We start from the raw sequence: 25,135 nt of genomic DNA, 5'->3' as shown, positions 1-25,135 counted from the left end.
GTGGCCGGACCCGGTCGCCACCCTTCGCCGTTCCTTCCCCTCCTTTCTCCGTCCCTTCCCGTCCCTTCCCGTTCCTTTCAGCTCCTTGCCGTTCCTTTCCACTCCTTGCCGTCCCCTGTCGTTCCCTGTTGCCCCTTGTCGTCCCTTGCCGTCGCTTGTCGTTCCCCGCCGTTCTTTGCCGGGCGGTACGGCCTGCCGGAGTGCCCCCGATGGCGATTAGGGTGGGTGGGGCGCGGCAGAAGAAACCTGCGAGCGGGTAGTGCGCGTCGCAAGGGGGAGAGCCGGGCGTACCGGGCCTGTGAGACCGGTCGCCCCCACCCACCACGGCACAAGGGTGCTCGACCACACCAGGAGGCACAGTGAACAGCGATCGGGACGAGATCCGCGGCGGATGGAACACGCCCGTCGACGAGTCGTCCGACGCGGAACCCGCCGAGATGACGGGTGAGTTCACCATCGACTACACCCCTCCCGCCTGGTACACGCAGAACGCGGCGGGGGATTCGTCGGGCGGCTCGGGCTCCCCTCTGGCCCCGCCTCCGCCGCCGCACGGTGCTCCCCTGTCCGTACCGGCACAGCCGTCCCCGGGCGGCTTCGACCCCAACTGGACGCCTGCTCCCCCGGCCCCGCCGGCCTCGTCGGCTCCGGATGCTCCGTCCACCCCTCCTGCGGCTCCGGCCGCGCCGGTGGCGGACGCGCCCGCCGATCCGGTCGGGCCTCTCGTTCCCGGTGCGCCCACGCCTCCTGCCACCCCGGCCGCTCCCATCGCTCCCGCTGCTCCCGCCGCCTCCGCCGAAGGGGCCGGTGACGACCCGGGCACGTTCGGGGGCGGCGATGTGGAGAGCGGTGCCACGATGCGCTTCTCCCCGGCCGCCCTGAAGCGGGAGATCGCGGAGCGCGAGGCGGCGGCGGAGGCTTCCCGTACGGAGGGTGCTGCGGACTCCTCCCGTACGGAGGCGAGTTCCCCGGCCACCGGCGGTACGGGCTCCGATCCGGCCCCCGCCGACCACGCCGCGACCGGGGACTCCGACGCGGACGCGGACTCGGACGCCGGGACCAAGGTGCCGGCCGAAGCGGACGAGCCGAAGCAGGCGGACGCCACCGACGTGGCCGCGCCCGACGGCGAGACGAACGCCTCGGCGGCCGACGACGACACCCCCGCCGAGGCCGTGCCGCAGGACGCGGCGACCGGAGACGCGGCCCCCGGAGACATGGCTCCCGAAACCGCAGTCCCCGAGGATGCCCCGCCCCCGGAGCTTCCCACCGCCCCGCCCGCCGCCCTGCCCGCACCGCAGACATCGGCCGCACCGGTGCCGTGGTCCGCGCCCGCCGACGGGAACGCGCTGCCGCCGCTGCCGCCCGCCTTCCAGCCGGCCACGCCCCAGCCCCTCGCACCGCAGCCCGCGGCCCAGTGGCCCGCGCCCGTGCCGCCCGCGGAGGCCCCCGGGGGCTACGGCTTCCCGCAGGCGCCCCAGCATCAGGAGCCCCAGCCGCCCCACTCGTTCCCCGGCCAGGGGCCGCACGGCGCACCGGCCGCTCCGGGCGGCGCCCCCCTGCCACCCCAGGCCCACCCCCAGGCTCCCCAGGGCGCGGGTGGTTACGGCTCCCCGCAAGGTGCTCCGGGGCCCGGCGGCTACGGCTTCCCGCACGGCACCCCGGGGCCGGGAGGTTACGGCTTCCCGCAGCCCCAGCCGCCCCAGGCCCCGACCCACGACGCACCCCAGCAGCACCAGCAGCACCAGCAGCACCAGCAGCACCAGCAGTCGGCCCCCCTCCCCGCCCAGGCAACGCCCAACCTGCCCGCGCCCGCCGCCCCCGCCACCCCGCAGCAGCCGGAGCCGTACCAACAGCACGGCCCTCAGCACGGCCAGCAGCCGGGACAGCCGGGGCAGCCGCCCGTCGACCCGCGTGCCGGTGGCGCCTGGCCCACCCCGGTCACGCACGACCAGCGCGAGCGTTCGGTGCCGGGTGCGCCGCTGGGCTACACGGCGGCCGTCGAACTGTCCTCCGACCGGCTCGTGCGCGGCAAGCAGAAGGCGAAGAGCAGCCGGAACCCCTCCGCCGCCTCCCGGTTCAGGCTGGGCGGCAAGAAGGAGGAGGCCGAGCGGCTGCGCAAGCTGGAGCTGATCCGTACGCCGGTGCTCTCCTGCTACCGCATCGCCGTCATCAGCCTCAAGGGCGGCGTCGGCAAGACCACCACCACGACCGCGCTGGGCTCGACCCTGGCCACCGAGCGGCAGGACAAGATCCTCGCCATCGACGCCAACCCGGACGCGGGCACGCTGGGCCGCCGGGTGCGCCGCGAGACCGGGGCGACCATCCGCGACCTGGTCCAGGCGATCCCGTACCTCAACTCGTACATGGACATCCGGCGGTTCACCTCGCAGGCGCCCTCCGGTCTGGAGATCATCGCCAACGACGTGGACCCGGCCGTCTCCACGACGTTCAACGACGAGGACTACCGGCGCGCCATCGACGTGCTCGGCAAGCAGTACCCGATCATCCTCACCGACTCGGGCACCGGCCTCCTCTACAGCGCGATGCGCGGGGTGCTGGACCTGGCCGACCAGCTGATCATCATCTCGACGCCCTCCGTCGACGGCGCCTCCAGCGCCTCCACCACGCTGGACTGGCTCTCGGCACACGGGTACGCGGAGCTGGTGCAGCGGTCGATCACCGTCATCTCGGGGGTCCGCGAGACCGGCAAGATGATCAAGGTCGACGACATCGTGCAGCACTTCGAGACGCGCTGCCGGGGTGTCGTGGTCGTCCCGTTCGACGAGCACCTGGCGGCGGGCGCCGAGGTCGACCTCGACATGATGCGGCCGAAGACCCGGGAGGCGTACTTCAACCTCTCGGCCCTCGTAGCGGAGGACTTCGCCCGCGCCCAGCAGCAGCAGGGGCTGTGGACCTCGGACGGTCAGAACCCGCCCCCTCAGTACGCCCCGCCGCTGCCCGGCCAGCAGGGATACCCGGCCCCGGGCCAGCCGATGCCGGGCCAGCAGACGCCGGGTCAGCAGATGCCGGGTCAGGTGCCGGGGCAGCCCATGCCGGGTCAGGCGCCCAGCCAGGCGCCCGGTGCGCCCGTGCCCGGCCAGGTCGCGGGCCCGCCGGCCCCCGGTCAGCAGGGGTATCCCCCACAGCACCCCGGCGTACCGCAGCAGCCCTACCCGTCCCAGCAGCCGCACCCCGGCGGGCAGCAGCCCTACCCGTCACAGCAGCAGCCGCACCCCGGCGGGCAGCAGCCCTACCCGTCACAGCAGCAGCCGGGCCCCGGCGGGCAGCAGCCGTACGCTCCCCAGCAGCCCGGCCCCGGCCAGCCCTACCAGCAGCCGCACCCCGGCCGGCCCGCTCAGCAGGGCCACCCCGGTCAGCCGATGCCGGGACACCCGGGGCAGCCCCCCTACCCCGGCCAGCCGCAGCCGCAGCCGCCGTACGGGGGATACCAGGCGGCCGGACAGCCGGGCGCACCGCAGCCCCCGCAGCAGCCCTACCCCCCGCAGCCCGGCCCGGCGGCCGGGCCGCAGAACGGCTGGCAGCCGCTCCCCCCGCAGGCCCAGCCGGGAACACCCCAGCACTCCCAGCCCGGAGCGCCCCCGCACGCCCAGCCCGCAGCGCCGAACCACCCCCACCCCGGCGCGCCGAACCACCCCGGGGACCGAACAGGTGACCCGCGGGCCCAATCGGGTGGACCGGCGCCCGCGGCCCCGCCGCAGGGGCGGCCGGGTGGCCCGGACGACCCGGAGGGCCGGGCCGGCCTGGAGGGTCCGGTGCCGCCCGGGGGCCGGCCGCAGACGCCTCCGCAGCCACCGCAGGCTCCTCACCAGTGAGGCGTTAGAGGTGTAGACCAATGAGGGCCCGTACCGCTCGCGCGGTGCGGGCCCTTTGGCCTGTTTCCGCAGCCCACACGCGGTTTGACGGACCGTTGACGAGCCTCCCGACCGCTGATAGACCTTCGCTTCACCAACTGGCGAACCAGAGATCAACCCGCCTTCTCAAGCGAGTGATGACGCGAGGTCACCGTCCATGGTCACAAGAGTCTCCTCCCGCACCCCCCGGCCCGGCAGGCGCCTGCGTACGCTGCTGGCCTCGGGCGCGGCCGCCCTGGCGCTCACCGCCGGGGCCGTCGTCCCGGGAAACCCGCTCGCACCCGCGCCCTCCGAGGCGCGTGCCGACGGCGGGAAGACGACGCTCACGGTCGCCGTCGCGCAGAGCGTCGACTCGCTGAGCCCGTTCCTCGCCCAGCGGCTGCTGAGCACGAGCATCCACCGGCTCATGTACGACTACCTGACCAACTACGACGCCAAGGACAGCCGGGCGATCCCGGGGCTCGCCACCGCCTGGGAGCCGTCCGAGGACAAGCTGACGTGGACGTACACGATCCGGTCGGACTCCAAGTGGTCCGACGGGCAGCAGGCCACCGCCGAGGACGCGGCCTGGACCTTCAACAAGATGATGACCGACGAGGGGGCGGCCACCTCCAACGGCAGCTTCGTCGGCAACTTCGAGGAGGTGACCGCGACCGGCAAGGACAAGCTGGTCATCAGGCTGAAGGAGCCGCAGGCCACGATGGCCGCGCTGGACGTGCCGATCGTCCCGAAGCACGTCTGGGAGAAGGTCGACGACTTCTCCAAGTTCAACAACGACAAGGACTTCCCCATCGTGGGGAACGGTCCGTTCATCCTGACGGACTACAAGGTCGACAGCTATGTGAAGCTCAAGGCCAACAAGGACTTCTGGCGCGGCTCGCCCAAGTTCGACGAGCTGGTCTTCCGCTACTACAAGGACCAGGACGCGGCCGTCGCCGCCCTGCGCAAGGGTGAGGTCTCCTTCGTCGCGGGCAGCCCCAGCCTGACCCCGGCCCAGTCCGCCTCGCTGGAGAACGCCCCGGACATCAAGGTGAACGACGCCCCGGGCCGCCGCTTCTTCGCGCTGGCCGTCAACCCCGGAGCCCGTACCAAGGACGGCGAGAAGTTCGGTGACGGGCACCCGGCGCTGCTGGACCAGAAGGTGCGGCACGCGCTGTTCCGTTCGGTCGACCGGAAGACGATCATCGACAAGGTCTTCCAGGGCCATGCCGTGGAGGGCGAGGGGTACATCCCGCCGCGCTTCGCGGACTACTTCTGGAAGCCGTCGGCCGAGCAGAAGCTCTCCTACGACCCGGCGGCGGCCGCCGCGCTGCTGGACGAGGCCGGGTACCGGAAGAACAGTGCGGGCAAGCGCGTCGGAAAGGACGGCAGGCCGCTGGACTTCCGTATCCTCTGCCACGCCACCGACCCCAACGACAAGGCGATCGGCAAGTACCTCCAGGAGTGGTGGGGCGATCTGGGCGTCGGGCTGAAGGTCGACTGCCTCGACAACGTCTCGGACCCCTGGTACGCGGGCGAGTACGACCTCGCCTTCGACGGCTGGTCGGTCAACCCGGACCCCGACTTCGTCCTCTCCATCCACACCTGCGCCGCGCTGCCCGCCAAGGCGAAGGAGTCGGCGGCGACCGACAACTTCATCTGCGACAAGCAGTACGACGAGCTGTACAAGAAGCAACTGGCCGAGTACGACCCCGCCAAGCGGGCGGAACTTGTCCGGCAACTGGAGTCGCGGCTGTACGACACCGGGTACATGAACGTCATGGCGTACCCGAATGCCGTCGAGGCCTACCGCACCGACCACATCGCGTCCATCACCACCATGCCGTCGGACGGGGGCAACATCTACGGCCAGGACGGCTACTGGAGCTGGTGGTCGGCGGTTCCGGCCGCGGGCGCCTCCTCGTCGGCCTCCTCCGACTCCGGTGGCTCCTCCACCGGGGTGCTCGTCGGGGTCGGGATCGCCGTCGTCGTCCTCGTCGGTGGCGGACTGCTGTTCGCCATGCGCCGCCGCTCGACCGCGGAAGACCGTGAATAGTCCATGAGCTCAGAATCCACTCCCGCGCTGGTCAAAGGCGCGGCGGGTGTGGAGAGCACCGCATCCGGCGGCCCGGCTCCGGCCGGGCCGCCGGACCGCTCCCCGCGCTCCCGCACCACGGCCGCCTACCTCCGCTACGCGGCGGGGAAGCTGGCCGGGGCGGCCGTCTCCCTCTTCGCCGTCCTCGTCACCAGCTTCTTCCTCTTCCGGCTGATCCCGGGCGACCCGGTCAAGCAGATGACCGGCGGCCGTCAGGTGTCGACCGAGCAGATCGCGGCGATGCGCCGCGAGTTCGGGCTCGACCTGCCGCTCTGGCAGCAGTTCACGCAGTACTGCGGCAAGGCCCTGACCGGCGATTTCGGTACGTCGTACCAGTTCCGGGCCCCCGTCATGGACAAGATCACCGAGGCGCTGCCCGCGACCCTCCTGCTCACCGGCACCGCGTTCGTGATCTACACGCTGCTCGGCATCTGGCTGGGTGCCCGCTCGGCCTGGCGCAACGGCTCCGCCGGGGACCGGGCCGGCACGGCGTTCGCGCTGACGCTCTACTCCGTGCCGTCGTTCTGGCTGGGCCTCCTCCTCATCGTCACCCTGTCGGTCGGCATCGGCCCGCTCCCGGGGCTCTTCCCGACCGGGGGCATGGAGTCCGGCTCCACCACCGGCTTCGACCGCGTCCTCGACATCGCCCACCACATGGTGCTGCCGGTCATCACGCTGGTCGCGGTGGAGTACGCGCGCACCCTGCTGGTGATGCGCTCATCGCTGCTGGACGAGATGGGCAGCGACTACCTCACCACGGCCCGCGCCAAGGGGCTGCGGGACGACCTCGTACGCCGGAAGCACGCCGTGCCCAACGCGATGCTGCCGACGGTGACGCTGCTCTTCGTGAACCTCGGTACGACGGTGGCCGGGGCGATCCTGGTGGAGACGGTCTTCTCGTGGCCGGGGCTCGGCGGCCTCTTCTACCAGGCGCTGAGCGTGCCGGACCTGCCGTTGGTGCAGGCGCTGTTCTTCGTCTTCGCCTCCGCGGTGATCCTGATGAACACGCTGGCCGATGTGATCTATCCGCTGCTCGATCCCCGGGTGGGCCGATGACGACGTCCATGGAGAAGCACCAGGAGCCCCCGGAGCCCGCGGAGAGGCCGTCCGGCCCGCCCGAGGCCGTCCGGGCGCAGAGCCCGCGCGCCCTCACCCGGGCCCGGCGCCGGCAGGCCGCCCTCCGCTTCTGGCAGCAGTACCGCACCCACCGCGCCGGTCTCGTCGGCCTCGCCGTGCTCGTGGTGATCGCCCTGCTGGCACTGGCCGCCCCGCTGCTGGTGGGGGCCGACTCGAAGAGCGTGACCGACGCGCCGGGCGGTCCGATGGAGGCCCCCAGCGGCCGGTTCCCGCTCGGCACCGACCAGTTCGGGCGCAGCCTGCTGGCCCTGTTGCTCTGGGGCACCCGGGTCTCGCTCACCGTCGGCCTGCTCGCCGCCTTCCTCTCCGTGGCGATCGGGACCCTGATCGGGATCACGGCGGGCCACTTCAAGGGCTGGTACGCGACGGTCGTCATGCGGATCACCGACTGGTTCCTGGTGATGCCGACGCTCGTCCTGGCCATCGCCCTGGCCACGGTGCTCTCCCGGTCGGTCTGGACGACGATCCTCGCGATCGGCGTGACGACCTGGCCGACGACCGCCCGGCTGGTCCGGGCCCAGACGCTCTCGGTCGAGTCCCGCCCGTACATCGAACGCTCGCGGGCGCTCGGCGGCGGGCACGGGCACATCATGTCCCGCCACGTCCTGCCGAACGTGATGCCGCTGGTGCTCGCCCAGACCACGCTGGTGATCTCCACCGCCATCCTCACCGAGGCCACCCTCGCCTTCCTCGGGCTGGGCGATCCGACGATCGTCTCCTGGGGCGGGCTGCTCCAGGACGCCCGGGAGGCGGGGGCGGTCAGCTCCGGCAACTGGTGGTACCTCGCACCGCCCGGCCTCGCCATCGCGGTGGTCGCGCTCGCCTTCACGCTCTGCGGCCGGGCCGTCGAGTCCGTGCTCAACCCGAAGCTGGGGGTGTCCCGTTGACGGCCACGACCACCACGACCGGCCCGGAGCCGTCCGCGTCGCCCGGCCTCCCGGAACCGGTCGGTGACCCGCCGCTGCTGGAGGTGCGGAACCTGACCGTCACGTACGGAGGAACCGTCCCGGCCGTACGGGGCGTCGATCTCCGGGTCGAGGCCGGGCAGAAGCTCGGGATCGCCGGGGAGTCCGGCTGCGGCAAGTCCACGCTGGCCCTCGCGCTGCTGCGGCTGCTGCCCGCGACGGCGAAGCTCACCGGGGAGATCCTGCTCGACGGCGAGGACGTCCTCACCATGAAGTGGGGGCGGCTGCGGGCGGTCCGCTGGGCGGGCGCGTCGATCGTCTTCCAGGGCGCGATGCACTCGCTCAACGCGGTCCACCGGGTCGGGGACCAGATCGCGGAACCGATCCTGCTGCACAGCACCAAGACCACCCCGGCCGCCGCCCGCAAGCGCGCCGGGGAGCTGCTGGAGCAGGTCGGCCTGCCCGCCGCCCGTGCCCAGGCGTATCCGCACGAGCTGTCGGGCGGTCAGCGGCAGCGCGTGATGATCGCGATGGCGCTCGCCTGCGACCCGCGCCTGATCATCGCGGACGAGCCGACGACGGCCCTGGACGTGATGATCCAGGCCCAGATCCTGCGGCTGATCGAGCAGCTGGTGGCCGACCAGGACGTGGGGCTCATCATGATCAGCCATGACCTGGCGGTGCTGGCGGACACCTGCGACCGGCTCTCGGTGATGTACGCGGGCAGGGTCGTCGAGGAGGGCCCGGCCCGGCAGGTGTACGCGGAGGCCCGCCACCCGTACGGCCGGGCGCTCTCCGCCGCCTTCCCGCGGATCGGGGACCCGGCCTCCCGGCGCGCCCCGCGCGGCCTGCCGGGCGACCCGCCGGACCCGGCGGCGCTGCCGGGCGGCTGTACGTTCCATCCGCGCTGCCCGGTGGCCCTGGACTCCTGCGCCACGGAGGACCAGGAGCTGCGGGAGGCCGGGGGCGAGCGGCGGGCGGCGTGCGTGCTGGTGAACGCCCCGGCCGCCGACGATTCAAGGAGCACGTCATGAGCACGGCCCCTCCCCTCCGCACCACCCCCCTCCTCAGCGCCGAGGCCCTGAAGGTCTCCTTCCCCGGCCGGCGCGGGGCCGCCACCGCCCGCGCGGTAGACGGCGTCGATCTCGACATCCGCCCCGGCGAGATCGTGGCGCTGGTCGGTGAGTCGGGGTGCGGCAAGACGACGCTCGCCCGCTCGCTGCTCGGCCTGGTCCCGCCCACCGCCGGCCGGGTCGCCTTCGCCGGAGCCCCGCTGGACTACGCGGGCCGGGCTCTGAAGGCGTACCGGAAGCGCGTGCAGCTGGTGCTCCAGGACCCCAGCGGCTCGCTCAACCCGCGCCACACGGTGTACGACGCGGTGGCCGAGGGGCTGCGCATCCACGGGTACGCGGGTGACGAGCGGGCGGCCGTCTCCCAGGCCCTCTCGCGGGCGGGCCTGCGTCCGCCGGAACGGTTCTTCCTGCGCTATCCGCACGAGCTGTCGGGCGGCCAGCGCCAGCGTGTGGTGATCGCCGGAGCCCTGGTCCTGGAGCCGGAGCTGATCGTGGCGGACGAACCGGTGGCGTCGCTGGACGCGTCGGTACGGGGCGAGATCCTGGCCCTCCTCCTGCGCCTCCGCGACGAACTGGGCCTCTCGGCGCTCGTCGTCACCCATGACCTGGGGCTCGCGTGGAACATCGCGGACCGGGTGGCGGTGATGTACCTCGGCCGGATCGTCGAGACGGGCCCGGTCGAGCAGTTGCTCACGGCCCCTCGGCACCCGTACACCCAGGCCCTGCTGTCCGTCCTCCCGGAGGCGGAGGGCGAACCGGTCGTCCTGACCGGCGAGCCCCCGGACCCCTCGAAGGTCCCGTCCGGCTGCCGCTTCCACGTCCGCTGCCAGGTCCTCGCCTCGGGCGAGGCGGAGCGGGCCGGGGTGGCGGAGGCGTGCCGCACGGTGGACCTGCCGGTGCTGAACGGCGGCGGGGAGGCCCAGGTGGCGTGCCACTGGGCGGCGGCGTGCGGCGGAGGGAACGGGGGCGGGTCCGCCGACGTACCGGTGGTCTGAGGCCGGTGGTCCGGGCCGCGAGGTTCGCCCCGGTGCCGAGGCCGCCCTCCGACGCCCCGTCACCGGACGAGCGGTCGGTCGTCCTCGATGCCGAAGGCTGCGCGCCATGGCCCGTCCGGTCCGTGTGCAGTTGGTCGGGCTGCTGCGGAAGCACGGCCAGTCCACGGCCACCCGGCTCGCGGAACGGCTGGGGGTGAACTCCGGGACGGCCAGCTACCACCTGCGTCAGCTCGGCGCGGCGGGCTTCGTCGAGGAGGACACGGAAGGCGGCAACGCCCGCGAGCGCTGGTGGCGTTCGGTGCACCGGCCGACGTGGTTCGACGCCCCGGAGCCGGCCGAGCGGGAACCGGAGGCCGCCCTCTCCTACCAGCAGTCCGTCGCCTCCCCCTACGCGCTGCGCACCCGGCAGACAGGCGGCAGTTTGACGACAGTCCCTAACGAGCTCGTGCACGGTAGGCGGTGAGGCGTCCGGCGCCTGATCGTCGATCATGGTCGTGTGGTGGGGAACGCGTCTCGTGTAGCGATCATCAGCGATCGGAGGATTACCGGCCTGTCGGCTGACGTGATCGCCGAACTCGTCGCTGAGGTGGGGCCGCTGTGGCACGACCGGCATCAGGCCAAGCTCGCGTCCAGGCCGCGGAAGCGGGCTGTGGGCGCGGGTGCGAAGCACCGGCTGGTGTTCGTCGACCGGCTCCTGGCGACGCTCGTGCATCTGCGCCATGCCGTCACTCATGACGTGCTGGCCTGCTGGTTCGGTGTGGACCGCTCCACCATCACCCGGGCCATCGGCGAGGTGCGGCCCCTGCTCGCCGAGCGGGGGTGCACCATCGGCCCGGGTGTGCGGCTGCGGACACTGGCCGAGGTCCTCGACCACCTCGGAGCCAGCGGGAAGACCGGCATCATCGACGGAACCGAGATCCGCGTCAGGCGCCCGGCCGCCGGGCGCAAGGACCGGGACAAGTTCATCTCCGGCAAGAGCAAGCAGAACGCGGTCAAGACCATGGTCGTCACGGACGGCGACAGCCGCGTCCTCTTCTGCAGCCCGGCTCAGCACGGCAGCTGCGCAGACATCACCCACGCCCGCCAATTAGGGCTGGTCAAGCTCCTGGACGGCGGACCAGCATTGGAGATCCTCGCGGATGCCGGCTACCAGGGTCTGGGCGCCCAGACTGGCGGGCGCGTGGTGACGCCACCGCACCGCAAGTTCAAGAAGAACGCCCCGGACTGGTACGAAGAGATGCACGAGCGCCAGCGCAAGGCGCACTCCTCACGACGCATCCGCGTCGAGCACGGCATCGCCCATCTGAAGAACTGGCGGGCACTGGCCCGCCACCTCGGCCGCCGCGAGCACATCAGTGACACCATGCAAGCCGTCGCCGCCCTACTTTCCCACCAACAGACCGCTGACCAGACTCCGGCATGCACCATGTGAAACATCAGGCCCCGCCGAGGGCCCACGACGCCTCACCGCCTACCGCGCACGAGCTCGTAAAGGTTGTTGCACAACGGCGATCACGCCCGGATCCGGCCACCCCGGGCATGATCAACTGCCCGTTTGTGCACCGTTTTCCACCGGCCTGGCCGACGCCCGGAGGCTGAATCTGAAGATCGTTCGGGCCTTGTGCAACAACCTTTAAAGGTTGTTGCAGAAGGGTGGGTGTGGGCAGGCCAAAGTGGTGTTTGACCTGCTGGTTCAGCCGGTCATGGCGAGGTTGTGCATGGTGGCGATGGCTTGGACGGCGTGGTGGAGTCCGTCTCCTTTCTGGCGGCAGTCGCGGAGGATTTTCCAGTTCTTCATGCGGGCGAAGGTGTGCTCGACGCGGGCGCGGACGCGCCGGTGTTCGGCGTTGTCCTCCTCCTGGCCGCGCAGGAGTGGGCGTCCGGATCTCTTGCGGTGCGGGACGATCAGTCCGGTGCCCAGGTAGGCGCCGTCGGCGATGACCGTTGTCCCGGCCGCGATGGCGGGAAGGTCCGATTCCCGCCAGGCGTGGGCGTCGGCCTTGTTGCCGGGGACGGGGCGGGCTGAGGCGATCACCAGGCGGCTGTCCGCATCAATGATGACCTGCACATTCGCCGAGAACCGGTAGTTGCGGGAGGACGCGGCGACCGTACGGTCACGGACCGGGACGAGGGTTCCGTCCACGATCCACAACCGTTCGACGTCCGCGACGGGCCGCGGCGCCGGCTCCAGCGCAAGAAGCGGCCGCAGGCGCTGGATGACCCGGCAGACGGTGGCCGGGGAGATCCCGAAGAGCGGGGCGAGCTGCCGCATCGTGAGGTTGGTGCGGTAGTAGACGGCCACCAGCAGGACCCGGTCCGCCAGCGGCAGGCACCACGGCCGGCCGCCACCGGGACCATTACCTCCCCGCTCCCGTACCGCCTTCACCAACTTCTCGAACCGGCCCATCCGTAAGCCGGTGAATGTCTCCACCCACAACGGCTCAGCCCGCAACACCCCGCCCATACAAGAGGAATGCCCTATCCCAGACGTTCTGCAACAACCTTTACGAGCTCGTGCGCGGTAGGCGGTGAGGCGTCGTGGGCCCTCGGCGGGGCCTGATGTTTCACATGGTGCATGCCGGAGTCTGGTCAGCGGTCTGTTGGTGGGAAAGTAGGGCGGCGACGGCTTGCATGGTGTCACTGATGTGCTCGCGGCGGCCGAGGTGGCGGGCCAGTGCCCGCCAGTTCTTCAGATGGGCGATGCCGTGCTCGACGCGGATGCGTCGTGAGGAGTGCGCCTTGCGCTGGCGCTCGTGCATCTCTTCGTACCAGTCCGGGGCGTTCTTCTTGAACTTGCGGTGCGGTGGCGTCACCACGCGCCCGCCAGTCTGGGCGCCCAGACCCTGGTAGCCGGCATCCGCGAGGATCTCCAATGCTGGTCCGCCGTCCAGGAGCTTGACCAGCCCTAATTGGCGGGCGTGGGTGATGTCTGCGCAGCTGCCGTGCTGAGCCGGGCTGCAGAAGAGGACGCGGCTGTCGCCGTCCGTGACGACCATGGTCTTGACCGCGTTCTGCTTGCTCTTGCCGGAGATGAACTTGTCCCGGTCCTTGCGCCCGGCGGCCGGGCGCCTGACGCGGATCTCGGTTCCGTCGATGATGCCGGTCTTCCCGCTGGCTCCGAGGTGGTCGAGGACCTCGGCCAGTGTCCGCAGCCGCACACCCGGGCCGATGGTGCACCCCCGCTCGGCGAGCAGGGGCCGCACCTCGCCGATGGCCCGGGTGATGGTGGAGCGGTCCACACCGAACCAGCAGGCCAGCACGTCATGAGTGACGGCATGGCGCAGATGCACGAGCGTCGCCAGGAGCCGGTCGACGAACACCAGCCGGTGCTTCGCACCCGCGCCCACAGCCCGCTTCCGCGGCCTGGACGCGAGCTTGGCCTGATGCCGGTCGTGCCACAGCGGCCCCACCTCAGCGACGAGTTCGGCGATCACGTCAGCCGACAGGCCGGTAATCCTCCGATCGCTGATGATCGCTACACGAGACGCGTTCCCCACCACACGACCATGATCGACGATCAGGCGCCGGACGCCTCACCGCCTACCGTGCACGAGCTCGTTAGGGACGAGACCCCCTGTGGTGGATCGCCCCCGACAGCTCGGCCAGCGGGCGCCCCGTGCCGCCCCAGCGGTGCTGGATGATCTCGGCGGCGATGGAGACCGCCGTCTCCTCCGGCGTACGGGCTCCGAGGTCGAGGCCCACGGGTGAGGCGAGGCGGGACAGGTGCGCCTCGTCCACCCCGGCCTCGCGGAGCCGGGCGAGGCGGTCGTCGTGGGTGCGGCGGCTGCCCATGACGCCGATGTACGCGGCGGGGGTGCGCAGGGCGGCGACCAGCAGGGGCACGTCGAACTTGGGGTCGTGGGTGAGGACGCAGATCACCGTGCGGGCGTCGACCTCGGTCGCCTCCAGACAGTCGTGCGGCCAGGCGCACACCACCTCGTCGGCCGTCGGGAAGCGTTCCCGGGTGGCGAAGGCGGGGCGGGCGTCGCAGACGGTGACCCGGTAGCCGAGGAAGGAGCCGATGCGGGCGGTGGCCGCCGCGTGGTCGATGGCGCCGAAGACGAGCATCCGGGGCGGCGGGGTGTGGGACCGGACGAAGACCGCGACCTCCGCCATCCGTCGCTGGCCGCGCGCCCCGTACCACTGGATGCCGGTGAGGCCCTGTTCCAGCAGGCCCCGGGCGTCGTCCGTGACGGCCGCATCGAGCCCTTCCGTACCGAGAGTGCCGGTGACGCCGGTGGCGCGGACCACCATGCGGGCGCCGGTCTCCGCCGCACCGGAGAGGACCGTGGCCTCCGCGACCGGCACATCGGCGGCGATCAGGTCGAGGAGGGCCGTGAGACCGGCCGGCTCGGACCCGGTGGCGTACGCGCGGACCAGCACCTCGATGGTGCCGCCGCACGTCAGCCCGACGCCGAACGCCTCGTCGTCGCTGATCCCGTACGACACCACGCGGGGTGCCGCTCCGGCGAGCACCTCGCGGGCGACCTCGTACACATCGGCCTCGACACAGCCCCCGGAGACGCTGCCGAGCACGGTGCCCTCCGCGTCGACGGCCATGACCGCGCCCGGTTCGCGGGGCGCGCTGCCGTGCACGGCGACGACGGTCGCCAGGGCGAGGGGCGTACCGGCGGCGCAGCGGGAGCGGAGGCCGGGCAGGATGTCGCGCACCCTGCCAGCATCCGCCGTCCCCGGGCCGGGTGCACGGGGAAGGGGTGCGTCAGTGGGTGCGGTCGTAGGCGGCGACCAGCTCGCTGCACCGCTTCACGTCGGCGGCCATCGCCACCAGGAGGTCGTCGATCGTGTCGAACTTCAGCATCCCGCGGACGTACGCGAGGAAGTCGACGGCCACGTGCAGCCCGTACAGGTCGAGGCCGACGCGGTCGATCGCGTAGGCCTCCACCGTGCGCTCGGTGCCGTCGAACTGCGGGTTGGTGCCGACCGAGATGGCGGCGGGCATCGACTCGCCCGCCACCTCCAGCCACCCCGCGTAGACGCCGTCGGCCGGGATCGCGGTGTGCGGGAGGGTCTCCACGTTGGCCGTGGGGAAGCCCAGCTCGCGGCCGCGCTGGGCGCCGCGCACCACGATGCCCTCCACCCGGTGCGGACGGCCGAGGATCTCGGCGGCGCCGGTGACATCGCCCTCGGCAACCAGCCGGCGGGTGAGGGTGGAGGAGAACGGCTGGCCGCCGCCGGCCGCACCGGTCACGAACAGGTCGATGACCTCGACGCCGTAGTCGTAGGTGGCGCCCAGCTCGGTGAGCAGGGCCACGTTCCCGGCGGCCTTGTGGCCGAAGCGGAAGTTGGGGCCCTCGATGACGGCCTTCGCGTGGAGCTTGTCGACGAGGACCTTCACGATGAAGTCGGCCGGCGACAGCTTGGAGAACTCCGCGGTGAACGGCAGGATCAGCACCGCGTCCACGCCCAGTGCCGCCATCAGTTCGGCTCGGCGGTGGTGCGGGGCCAGCAGCGGCGGGTGGCTGCCGGGGCGGACGACCTCGCTGGGGTGCGGGTCGAAGGTGACCACGACGGACGGGACTCCCAGCTCACGGGCGCGCTCGACGGCCCGGCCGATGATCAGCTGGTGGCCGCGGTGCACGCCGTCGTAGGAGCCGATGGTGACGACGCTGCGTCCCCAGTCCTGGGGGATGTCCTCCAAGCCACGCCAGCGCTGCACTGTGACCGCTCCTCGCCCGAACCCGTGTACGTGTGTAGGTGTGCCGTTACGCAGGTCTAAGACTGCCATGCTCACGCCCCGCCGCCTGCATCGGCATCGGCATCGCCCGACGTGATGTCTCCGACGCCTCCACGGTGTGCCGGGCGCTGGGGCCGACCACCGCGGCCCACTCCTGCGGGGCGTCGCTGAGCCAGCGGAGGACGAGGGCGGCGAATCCGGGCACGTCACGGGCGAGTTCGACCAGGCTGCGGTCGAAGCGGGCGGCGCCTTCGGGGGTGCGCACGAGGAGCATGCCGGTGCGGTGGACGAGCGCGCGCGTGCGGATCTCGGGGCGGCCGTGGGCTCCGTCGGCGGCGGCCCGGAGGAGGGCGTCCAGCACGTCCGGGTCGCGTCCGGTGGTCCCCTCGAACTCCAGCAGCACCTCCAGCAGCTCGGCCCGCAGCGGCCGGGAGGCGGTGGACCCGGCCCCGGCGAGGACCCGGGCGAGGGCGGCGCGTACGGGGGGCGGGGCGGGGCGGTCCCGGAGCAGGCCGGTGACCAGGGGCAGCAGCAGGGCGCGGGCGGCGGGCCCGTGTTCCAGCCGGAGGTCCACGTACTCGGCGGCGTGGGTGCCGTCGTCGGGGTGGGCGTCGATGTACTCCCGTACGAGCCCGGCGACGTGCAGCGCGAGGGCGGGGGTGTCGAGCCCGGCGAGGGCCCGCAGCACCGCCGCCGCGGCCTCGCCCGGGTGGGCCAGCCGGGCGCGGAGGGCGGCGAGGACCGGCTCGGGGTGGGCCGGGAAGACCTCCGCGAGCAGCTCCACGGTGAGGCCGGGCTCCCCGTGGGCGAAGAGGCGGAGGGCCTGCGGGAGGTGGCGGCCGCGCGACTTCGGGTCCCGGACGAGGAGGGTGAGGGCGGCCGGGTGCAGCTCCCGGTCCTCCGGGCGCGCCACCAGGATCCCGGCGGCGGACCGGAGCAGCGCCCGGTCGCCCTCGGCGGTGATCCGGGGCTGGAGCAGTCCGGCGTACCGGGCGGCGGCGGAGCGGCGGGCCGGGCGGTCCTCGTCACGGGCCCACCGTTCGACGGCCCGGCAGAGCGCGGTGGGCTCGTCCTCCGCGAGGGCGGCGAGCAGCTCACCGGCCCGGGTGTGCGGGGTGGCGATCAGGGCGTCGGCCAGCTCGTCGACGGCCAGGTCCCGGCGGGCGTAGAGCAGGGCCTGCGCGGCGTCGGCCACGGTGGGGCGCAGGCTGCCCTCCTCCGGTGCTCCGGGGACTTCGGGGGCGCCAGCGGCGCCGGGGGCGCCGGCGGCGAACAGCAGCGGGCGCTCGTCGGTGAACCAGCGGCAGAGCAGCGGCTGCACGGTGGAGGGGTCGTAGCCCAGACGGCGGGCCACCGCGTCGAGATAGCGCTCGTCGCCGTCGGTGCGAGGCACCCCGTCGGCGGGGACCAGACGGCGGAGGAGGTCGATCCGGTCCTCCTCGGGCAGCCGGAGCCGCCGCCAGAACCAGGGGCCGAACTCCCCGTACGCCCCCGGCCCCGCCGGTCCCCCGGCGGCTCCCGCGGTGGCCGCCGCGCACCGGGTGATACGGCCGGCGAGGACCCGCAGGACGCCCAGATACGGGCGGGCGTCGGCCACCCGGAGCAGGCTTCCGGCGAGCAGGTGCGCCGCCCACCAAGCGGCGTCCTCGTCCCGGGGGCCGCGGCGGGGGCGTTCGCCCTGCTGCCCCTCGTACGTCCACAGCCGGTCCAGCGCCTCGATCAGGTCGGCCATCCGGTGCGCGAGGGCGGCGGTGCCCTGGCGGCGGCCGAGCAGCACCATCGCCTGGATCACCGGCCCGATCCGGTGCCGGGGCACGGGAAGGGAGCGGGGCTCGCCGTCGCCCTCGGGCGGCGCGTCACCGAGGCGCGGCTCCCCGGCCCCGGGGGAACCCGCCACCGGGTCCGGCGCGCCCCTCCTCCTCCGGTACGCCGTCCGGTCCGGGCCGAGCGCCCCACCGGCACCGGGCCCACCCGCGGCACCGGGCATGCCCGCGACACCAGGACGGACGGCGACACCGACACCAACACCGGCACCGGCCCCACCGGTCCGCCCACCGGCGGCGCGCCGCCCCCCGCTCCCCCGGTGCCAGCGGTGCACCAGGGAGCGCAGGGCCGCGTCCAGGTCCAGGTGCGCGCCCTGGACCCAGTCGCCCAGCTCCTCGTGGGCGAAGCGGTAACCGGCCCCCGCCGGGACGAGCAGCCCCTCCGTGAGCACGGCCGAGGCCCACCCGGTGCGCCAGGGGAAGATCTCCTCGAACGCCTCCCGGTCCAGCTCCCCCTGGCCCGGGCCCAGACAGCGCCGGGCCGCCTCGTGGACCTGGCCCGCGACCCGGGCGGCCAGCCGGCGGACGGCGGCGCCCCGGGGCTGCTCACCGGCGGCGGCCGCGATCCGGACGGCGATGCGCACGCACATCAGGTCCAGGTGGGCGCCGAAGACGTCCTCCGTGTCGGGGCGGCCCTGGACGCCGGGCGGCAGGGCCTCGCGGACCTCCGCGAGCAGCCGCAGGGTGAGCGGGTGCCGGTCGTGGCCCGGGGCGAGGGCGTGCGGCGGGATGTCGAACCGCTCCCGCGCCTGTTCGGCCTGGGCCCGGGTGAGGTCGGCCAGGCGCAGCGAGGACGGGAGGCCGCGGGCGGGCCGCCGGGGGCGGTGCAGGGCGTCCGGCGGGTGGAGGGCCCCGGCGGTCTCCCAGTGCTCGGGCCGGCAGGCGACGACGAGCCGGACGCGGTGCTCGCGCAGCCAGCGGGCGGTGCCCGCCGTCCACTCGGCCAGCCGGTGGGCCAGCAGCGGCGGCATCTCCTCGGGGCCGTCCAGGACCACGAGGAGGGGGTGGCCCGCGTCGGCCGCGAGGCGGGCGACGCGCTCGGCGGTCGCCGTCGCCATGTCGCCGGGGGCCCCGGTGGCGGCGACGATCCGGGCCGAGCGGGTCAGCGTACGGTCGGCCGCTTCCGCCACGGAGGTGTCGTCGGCGAGCAGGTCGGCGCCGCGCAGCCAGAGCGTGGGGGCGGGCGCTCCCCGGTCGGCGCGGCGGGCGGCGAGGGCGGCCAGCTCGGTGGTGCGGCCGGTGCCGGGTCCGCCGACGAGGCCCAGGACCGTGGCCGTACCGGCTTCGAAGGCGGTGAACTCGGCGTGGATGTCCTCGCGTTCGACGGGGACGGTGCGCGGCTCGGGCCCGTCCGCCGAGCCGACGGAGGTGGCGGTGAGCTGGAGGACCCCGGCGAGGTTGAGGTCGGGGCCGTAGGCGGGGGCGGCGGTGGCGTTGCGGGCGAGGAGGGCGTCGAGGGTGGCGTCGGCGCCGCGCGGGAGGGGCAGGGCGAGCCCGGCGGACTCGTACGGGGTGGTGAGGGCGGTGCACAGCAGGCCGAGCACCGCGCCCGTGGCCGGGTCCGTGACCGGTCCCCCGACGGCCGCTCCGCCCGAGCGCAGGGCGTCGCGCCCGTCGGTGCCGAGGGCCAGCTCCAGGGCTGCCGGGACCGGATGGGTGCCGTCCGGGGCGGTGTAGGTGGCGGGGGCGGTGCCGAGGACCCGGGCCTCGCGGCGGCCGTGGGCGGCGATCCCGACGTAGCTCCCGGGCTCGATCCGTTCCCGTACGGCGATGGGCAGCGGCTCCACGTCGAGCGTCCCGGAGCCGCCCGTACGCAGGAGGGCGAGGCCGAGGGCGGGGAGCGGGGTGATGTCGTCGGCGCCGATGGAGCAGGTGCGGCCGTCGGTGCCGTGCAGGAGGTACGGGCCGGGGGCGGTGGTGGCCTGGTGGGCGGTGACGACCGTGCCGCGGTCGTCCGCGACGAAGCCCGTCCCCCGCGGCCGGCCGGCCTGATCACAGATTCTCACCAGCGTCGACCGGTCCCCACTGCCCATGGTCCGACCGTAGGCCGCCGGTGATCGTGCGGCGTAGCGCGGAGGGCGAAAGCGCCCCCCGCGCCCCCGGTGTTCACTCCGAGCGCCCGTCCAATGGGGTGAATAGCCGTGACCTGGACGGAGCAGGGATGGTGCCGGGGTGGGGGAAGGTGGAGCGGGCACCGGTGGGGGGTGGGTGCCCGCTCCACATGATCCGGGGATCAGGTCTCCGCGTGGTCCGGGCGAGGAAGAGGCCTCTCCTGATTCCGGGACCGGGTGGCGATCAGTCCTCTCCTGGTCCAGGTGGGGATCAGTGCTCCCCGGTCCATTCAGGGATCAGATCTCCACCCGGTCCGGGGCCAGATCTCCACCCGGTCCCTGGAGCAGGTCTCCACCCGGTCCCGGGGTCAGGCGAAGACGGCGAGGCTCTTGGCCTTGCCCTTCTCCTCCTCCACGAGCACCAGGAACGCCCCGTCCGGCCCGAAGACCGCGACCGGCCCCGGCGGGTGGGCGGGCATGTCCAGCCGTACGCCGTTGAGGAGCAGCCGGGCGCGCTTCTCGTCGACGTCCCAGCGCGGGAAGGCGGACGCGGCGGCCTCGGCGACCGGCATGACCGTCAGCTCCTCCTGGTGCTGGTCGAGCGTGCGGGCCGTGTCCAGTCCGTACGGGCCGACGCGGGTGCGGCGCAGCGCGGTGAGGTGGCCGCCGACGCCGAGTCCGGCGCCGAGGTCCCGGGCGAGGGCGCGGATGTACGTCCCCGAGGAGCAGACGACGGAGACGACCAGGTCCAGGACGGGGGTGCCGTCCTCGGCGACGGCCTCGCGGACGTCGTAGACGCGGAAGGAGGAGACGGTCACCGGGCGGGCCGGGATCTCGAACTCCTCGCCGCCGCGCACCCGCGCGTAGGACCGCTTGCCGTCGATCTTGATGGCGCTGACCTTGGACGGGACCTGCATGATCGCGCCGGTCAGGGCCGCCACCCCGGCGTCGATCCCCTCGCGGGTCACCCCGGAGGCGTCGGTGGAGGAGGTGATCTCGCCCTCGGCGTCGTCGGTGACGGTGTCCTGGCCGAGCCGGATCGTGCCCAGGTACTCCTTCTCGGTCAGCGCGAGGTGGCCGAGGAGTTTGGTGGCCCGCTGGACGCCGAGCACGAGGACTCCGGTCGCCATCGGGTCCAGCGTTCCGGCGTGGCCGACGCGGCGGGTGCGGGCGATGCCGCGCATCTTGGCCACCACGTCGTGCGAAGTGAAGCCGGACGGCTTGTCGACGATGACAAGGCCGTCCGGCGTCGGGTTCTGGTCGGTCATGCGGAGGCCGGGCCCTCGTTCTTCTCGGAGGGGCCGTCGGTCTCGTCCTCGTCGTCCTCGGGCTTGCGGTACGGGTCCGCGTCACCGGCGTACGTCGCGCCGGTGGACACCTGGCGCACCTCCGCGTCCTTGGCGCGCGCCTTGTCGAGGAGGTCCTCGATGGTGCGGGCGTTGTCCGGGAGGGCGTCCGGGACGAAGGCCAGGGTCGGGGTGAACCGGACCCCGGTCTGCCGTCCGACCTCGGAGCGGAGGACGCCCTTGGCGCTCTCCAGCGCCGCGGCGGAGGCCGCGCGCTCCTCGTCGTCGCCGTAGACCGTGTAGAAGACCGTGGCCTCCCGCAGGTCGCCGGTGACCCGGGCGTCCGTGATCGTCACGAAGCCGAGCCGCGGATCCTTGATCCGCCGGTCCAGGGTCTCCGCGACCACGACCTGGATGCGATCGGCCAGCTTGCGGGCCCGCGCGTTGTCGGTCACCGGTCCGTCACTCTTCCTTCTGGTGTTCGCTTGCGTGTCAGTCTTCGTCACTGTGCAGCCGCCGCCTCACCGACAGCAGCTCCACCTCGGGGCGGGCGGCCACCAGCCGCTCGCACCGGTCCAGCACGTCCGTCAGGTGTCCGGTGTCACCGGAGACCACGGCGAGGCCGATCTCGGCCCTGCGGTGGAGATCCTGCCCGCCGGTCTCCGCCGCACTCACCGCGTACTTGCGCTGGAGTTCGGCGACGATCGGACGGACGACGGAGCGTTTCTCCTTCAACGACCGTACGTCGCCCAGGAGCAGATCGAAGGACAGGGTCCCCACATACATGTGTGTCCGGATGTCCCGCCGGTTCGGGTTCGTGCCCCGCCAGAGCTTGGCGGGGACAGCAGAACCGTACCGGAACGGCCGGGGCCGATCGACGGAAATACGACCCGTCGACCGGCCCCGACCGTGGTGGCCGGGTTCCGGGGGCGAACCCCCGGAACCCCGCCGAATCCCAGCGGATCCTTGCGGACCCGAGGTGGATCAGCCTCGCGGCTTCTCGCGCATCTCGTACGTCGCGATGACGTCGTCGATCTTGATGTCGTTGAAGTTCCCGAGGTTGATACCGCCCTCGAAGCCTTCGCGGATCTCGGTGACGTCGTCCTTGAAGCGGCGCAGACCGGAGATGTTGAGGTTCTCCGCGATGACCTTGCCATCGCGCAGCAGGCGCGCCTTGGTGTTGCGCTTGACCTCGCCGGAGCGGACCAGCACACCGGCGATGTTGCCCAGCTTGGACGAGCGGAAGATCTCGCGGATCTCCGCCGTACCGAGCTCGACCTCTTCGTACTCCGGCTTGAGCATGCCCTTGAGGGCCGCTTCGATCTCTTCGATCGCCTGGTAGATGACCGAGTAGTACCGGACGTCCACGCCTTCGCGCTCGGCCATCTGCTCGGCACGCCCGGCGGCGCGCACGTTGAAGCCGATCACGATGGCGTCGGAACCCGTCGCCAGGTTGATGTCCGACTCGGTGACCGCACCCACACCGCGGTGCAGGACCCGGATGTCGACCTCTTCACCGACGTCGAGCTGGAGCAGCGAGGACTCGAGGGCCTCCACCGAACCGGACGCGTCGCCCTTGATGATGAGGTTGAGCTCCTGGACCAGACCGGCCTTGAGCGCCTCGTCCAGGTTCTCCAGGGAGAACCGGACACCCTTGCGGGCGAAGTTGGCGTTGCGCTCGCGGGCGGCACGCTTCTCGGCGATCTGACGGGCCGTACGGTCCTCGTCGACGACCAGGAAGTTGTCTCCGGCGCCCGGGACGTTGGTGAGACCGAGGACCAGGACGGGGGTCGAGGGACCCGCTTCCTGCACGTTCTGACCGTTGTCGTCGAGCATGGCGCGGACGCGACCGTAGGCGTCGCCCACGACCATCGTGTCGCCGATGCGCAGCGTTCCGCGCTGGACCAGGACGGTCGAGACGGCACCGCGACCGCGGTCGAGGTGGGACTCGATCGCAATACCCTGCGCGTCCTGGTCCGGGTTGGCCCGCAGGTCGAGCGAGGCGTCGGCGGTGAGGACGACGGCCTCCAGGAGCGCCTCGATGTTGAGGCCCTGCTTGGCGGAGATGTCGACGAACATGGTGTCGCCGCCGTACTCCTCGGCCACCAGACCGAACTCGGTGAGCTGACCGCGCACCTTGGTCGGGTCGGCGCCCTCGACGTCGATCTTGTTGACCGCGACCACGATCGGCACCTCGGCCGCCTTGGCGTGGTTCAGCGCCTCGATCGTCTGGGGCATCACACCGTCGTTGGCCGCCACCACGAGGATCGCGATGTCGGTCGACTTCGCACCACGGGCACGCATGGCGGTGAACGCCTCGTGACCCGGGGTGTCGATGAAGGTGATCTTGCGCTCTTCGTCGTTGACGTCGGTCGTGACCTGGTAGGCACCGATGTGCTGGGTGATGCCACCGGCCTCGCCCGCGACCACGTTGGTCTTGCGGATCGCGTCGAGGAGTCGGGTCTTACCGTGGTCGACGTGACCCATGACGGTCACGACCGGCGGACGGGAGACCAGGGCCTCTTCGCCGCCCTCGTCCTCGCCGAACTCGATGTCGAAGGACTCGAGCAGCTCGCGGTCCTCCTCCTCGGGGCTGACGATCTCCAGGACGTAGTTCATCTCCTCGGCGAGGAGCTTCAGCGTCTCGTCGGAGACGGACTGCGTCGCCGTGACCATCTCACCGAGGTTCATCATCACGGCGACGAGCGACGCCGGGTTGGCGTTGATCTTCTCCGCGAAGTCGGTGAGGGAGGCACCGCGCGACAGCCGGACGGCCTGTCCGTTGCCGCGGGGCAGCATGACGCCGCCGACCGACGGGGCCTGCATGGCCTCGTACTCCTGGCGCCTCTGCCGCTTCGACTTGCGGCCACGACGCGCGGGACCGCCGGGACGGCCGAACGCACCCTGCGTGCCACCGCGGCCACCGGGACCACCCGGACGACCGCCGAAGCCGGGACGGCCGCCGAAGCCGCCGCCACCACCGGGACGACCGGCACCGCCGCCGCCACCGCCGGGACCGGCCGGGCGGCCGGCGAACCCGCCGCCACCGCCACCGGGACGACCGGCGAAGCCGCCGCCGCCGGGACGACCGCCACCGGCACCGCCGGGACGACCGCCACCGCCGGGACCACGGCCGCCGCCACCAGGACCGGGGCGCGGGCCGGCAGCGGGACGCTGCGGCATCATGCCCGGGTTGGGGCGGTTACCGGCGGGACCGGCACCGGGACGCGGGGCCTGCGGACGGGGCATGCCGCCCGGAGAGGGACGGGCACCGCCCTGGGCCTGACCGCCCTGGGGACGCGGGGCGCCACCGGGGCCGCCCTGCGGACGCGGGGCGCCGGGGCGCTCCTGGCCGCCGCCGGGGCGCGGGGCACCGCCGGGACGGGGCGCCGAGGGGCGCGCCATGCCGGTGGAGCCGCCGGAGGTGAAGGGGTTGTTGCCCGGACGGGGACCGGCCGGACGGGCGCCGCCGGGGCGCGGGGCACCCTGGCCGGCGGGACGCGCGGGGCGGTCGCCGCCACGCTCGCCACCACGGCCGCCGTCACGCTGGCCACCGTCGCGCTGACCGCCGGCCGGGGCCGGACGGGCGGGGGTGGGACGCGGGCCCGGGGTGGCGCCCGTGGGCCGCGGGGCGGCCGGACGCTCGGGGGCCGGAGCCGGAGCCGAGAACTCGGCGGCCGGGACCGGGGTCACCGGGGCCGCCTTCGGCGCGGGCTTCGGGCCCGGACGCGGGGCGGGGGACGGCGCTGCGGGCGCCGCCGGGGAGCTGCTCGGGGCCTCGGCGGCGGCCGGCTTGGGGGCCGGTGCGCCGGGCTTGGGGGCAGCGGGACGTGCCGCAGCGGCCGGGGAGGGCGCTGCGGGCTTCGCGGGCGTCGCCTTGCGGGGCGCGCCCGGCTTCGCAGCGGACTTGCCGGCGTTGCCGCCGGGCCCCTGCAGTGCGTCGGTCAACTTGCGTACAACCGGCGCCTCGATCGTCGAGGACGCCGAACGGACGAATTCACCGAGTTCTTGGAGCTTGGCCATGACGACCTTGCTCTCGACGCCGAACTCCTTGGCGAGTTCGTATACCCGGACCTTAGCCACTTCGCTCCTTTTAGGTCCGGGTTACCGCCGGACCGTCGCTACTTCATGGGCGTACTCATCGCGTACTCATCGAGTGCTCATCGCAATCTCGACCTACTTCCAACTCGCGAGGTACCTGACCGCACGGGGTCCCGTGCCGTTCAC

The 25,135-nt window shown here is 73.1% G+C and carries 16 protein-coding genes and 1 pseudogene; 8 read left to right on the top strand and 9 right to left on the bottom strand.

Going from position 1 to position 25,135, the window contains the following annotated elements:
- Positions 1-359 precede the first annotated feature (359 nt).
- From ACQ9ZG_RS25675 to ACQ9ZG_RS25640, 8 genes and pseudogenes are all read left to right on the top strand, one after another.
- Positions 360-3,830, top strand: a complete 3,471-nt coding sequence (locus ACQ9ZG_RS25675; protein WP_499281263.1) for an SCO5717 family growth-regulating ATPase — start codon at positions 360-362, stop codon at positions 3,828-3,830.
- Positions 3,831-4,026: 196 nt separating this feature from the next.
- Complete coding sequence (locus ACQ9ZG_RS25670; protein ID WP_099219148.1) at positions 4,027-5,904, top strand: ABC transporter substrate-binding protein; 1,878 nt, start codon at positions 4,027-4,029, stop codon at positions 5,902-5,904.
- 3 nt (positions 5,905-5,907) lie between these two features.
- Positions 5,908-6,999: an ABC transporter permease gene (locus tag ACQ9ZG_RS25665; protein WP_028419414.1), complete on the top strand. Its 1,092-nt coding sequence runs from the start codon at positions 5,908-5,910 to the stop codon at positions 6,997-6,999.
- Positions 6,996-7,967: an ABC transporter permease gene (locus tag ACQ9ZG_RS25660; protein ID WP_187330534.1), complete on the top strand. Its 972-nt coding sequence runs from the start codon at positions 6,996-6,998 to the stop codon at positions 7,965-7,967. The genes ACQ9ZG_RS25665 and ACQ9ZG_RS25660 overlap by 4 nt, the downstream gene beginning before the upstream one ends.
- A complete protein-coding gene (locus ACQ9ZG_RS25655) occupies positions 7,964-9,019 on the top strand; it encodes an ABC transporter ATP-binding protein (RefSeq protein ID WP_386698524.1) in 1,056 nt (351 codons plus the stop codon). The genes ACQ9ZG_RS25660 and ACQ9ZG_RS25655 overlap by 4 nt, the downstream gene beginning before the upstream one ends.
- The gene (locus tag ACQ9ZG_RS25650; RefSeq protein WP_109914318.1) at positions 9,016-10,053 is read left to right on the top strand and encodes an oligopeptide/dipeptide ABC transporter ATP-binding protein; all 1,038 of its coding nucleotides are present in this window, start codon (positions 9,016-9,018) and stop codon (positions 10,051-10,053) included. The genes ACQ9ZG_RS25655 and ACQ9ZG_RS25650 overlap by 4 nt, the downstream gene beginning before the upstream one ends.
- 32 nt (positions 10,054-10,085) lie before the next feature.
- A pseudogene (locus ACQ9ZG_RS25645) lies at positions 10,086-10,489 on the top strand (ArsR/SmtB family transcription factor); the annotation flags it as partial.
- A gap of 213 nt (positions 10,490-10,702) precedes the next feature.
- Complete coding sequence (locus ACQ9ZG_RS25640) at positions 10,703-11,485, top strand: transposase family protein (RefSeq protein ID WP_258312029.1); 783 nt, start codon at positions 10,703-10,705, stop codon at positions 11,483-11,485.
- Between the two features lie 261 nt (positions 11,486-11,746).
- Here the strand turns inward: ACQ9ZG_RS25640 and ACQ9ZG_RS25635 are convergent, their stop codons facing one another.
- From ACQ9ZG_RS25635 to infB, 9 genes are all read right to left on the bottom strand, one after another.
- Positions 11,747-12,517: a transposase gene (locus tag ACQ9ZG_RS25635; RefSeq protein ID WP_109914620.1), complete on the bottom strand. Its 771-nt coding sequence runs from the start codon at positions 12,515-12,517 to the stop codon at positions 11,747-11,749.
- A 100-nt stretch (positions 12,518-12,617) separates the two neighbouring features.
- A complete protein-coding gene (locus ACQ9ZG_RS25630; RefSeq protein WP_258312029.1) occupies positions 12,618-13,400 on the bottom strand; it encodes a transposase family protein in 783 nt (260 codons plus the stop codon).
- A gap of 211 nt (positions 13,401-13,611) precedes the next feature.
- On the bottom strand, positions 13,612-14,724 hold the full coding sequence (locus ACQ9ZG_RS25625) for an XdhC family protein (RefSeq protein WP_499281262.1): 1,113 nt from the start codon (positions 14,722-14,724) through the stop codon (positions 13,612-13,614).
- A gap of 49 nt (positions 14,725-14,773) precedes the next feature.
- A complete protein-coding gene (locus ACQ9ZG_RS25620) occupies positions 14,774-15,730 on the bottom strand; it encodes a bifunctional riboflavin kinase/FAD synthetase (RefSeq protein WP_084991808.1) in 957 nt (318 codons plus the stop codon).
- A 46-nt stretch (positions 15,731-15,776) separates the two neighbouring features.
- On the bottom strand, positions 15,777-19,604 hold the full coding sequence (locus tag ACQ9ZG_RS25615; RefSeq protein WP_499281261.1) for a serine protease: 3,828 nt from the start codon (positions 19,602-19,604) through the stop codon (positions 15,777-15,779).
- Positions 19,605-19,990: 386 nt separating this feature from the next.
- Positions 19,991-20,890 (bottom strand): tRNA pseudouridine(55) synthase TruB, encoded by a 900-nt coding sequence (gene truB / locus ACQ9ZG_RS25610; protein ID WP_028419421.1) that lies wholly within the window; start codon positions 20,888-20,890, stop codon positions 19,991-19,993.
- Positions 20,887-21,363 (bottom strand): 30S ribosome-binding factor RbfA, encoded by a 477-nt coding sequence (gene rbfA / locus ACQ9ZG_RS25605; RefSeq protein WP_028419422.1) that lies wholly within the window; start codon positions 21,361-21,363, stop codon positions 20,887-20,889. Before rbfA ends, truB begins: the two co-directional genes overlap by 4 nt.
- 37 nt (positions 21,364-21,400) lie before the next feature.
- The gene (locus ACQ9ZG_RS25600) at positions 21,401-21,694 is read right to left on the bottom strand and encodes a DUF503 domain-containing protein (RefSeq protein WP_015611818.1); all 294 of its coding nucleotides are present in this window, start codon (positions 21,692-21,694) and stop codon (positions 21,401-21,403) included.
- Positions 21,695-21,892: 198 nt separating this feature from the next.
- Complete coding sequence (gene infB, locus ACQ9ZG_RS25595) at positions 21,893-24,991, bottom strand: translation initiation factor IF-2 (protein ID WP_078562685.1); 3,099 nt, start codon at positions 24,989-24,991, stop codon at positions 21,893-21,895.
- Positions 24,992-25,135 lie beyond the last annotated feature (144 nt).

The organism is Streptomyces araujoniae (assembly GCF_050871195.1).
GTDB lineage: Bacteria > Actinomycetota > Actinomycetes > Streptomycetales > Streptomycetaceae > Streptomyces > Streptomyces bacillaris.
Note: the sequence above shows the minus strand (reverse complement) of the source record. Positions and strands in the feature narration are given on the sequence as shown.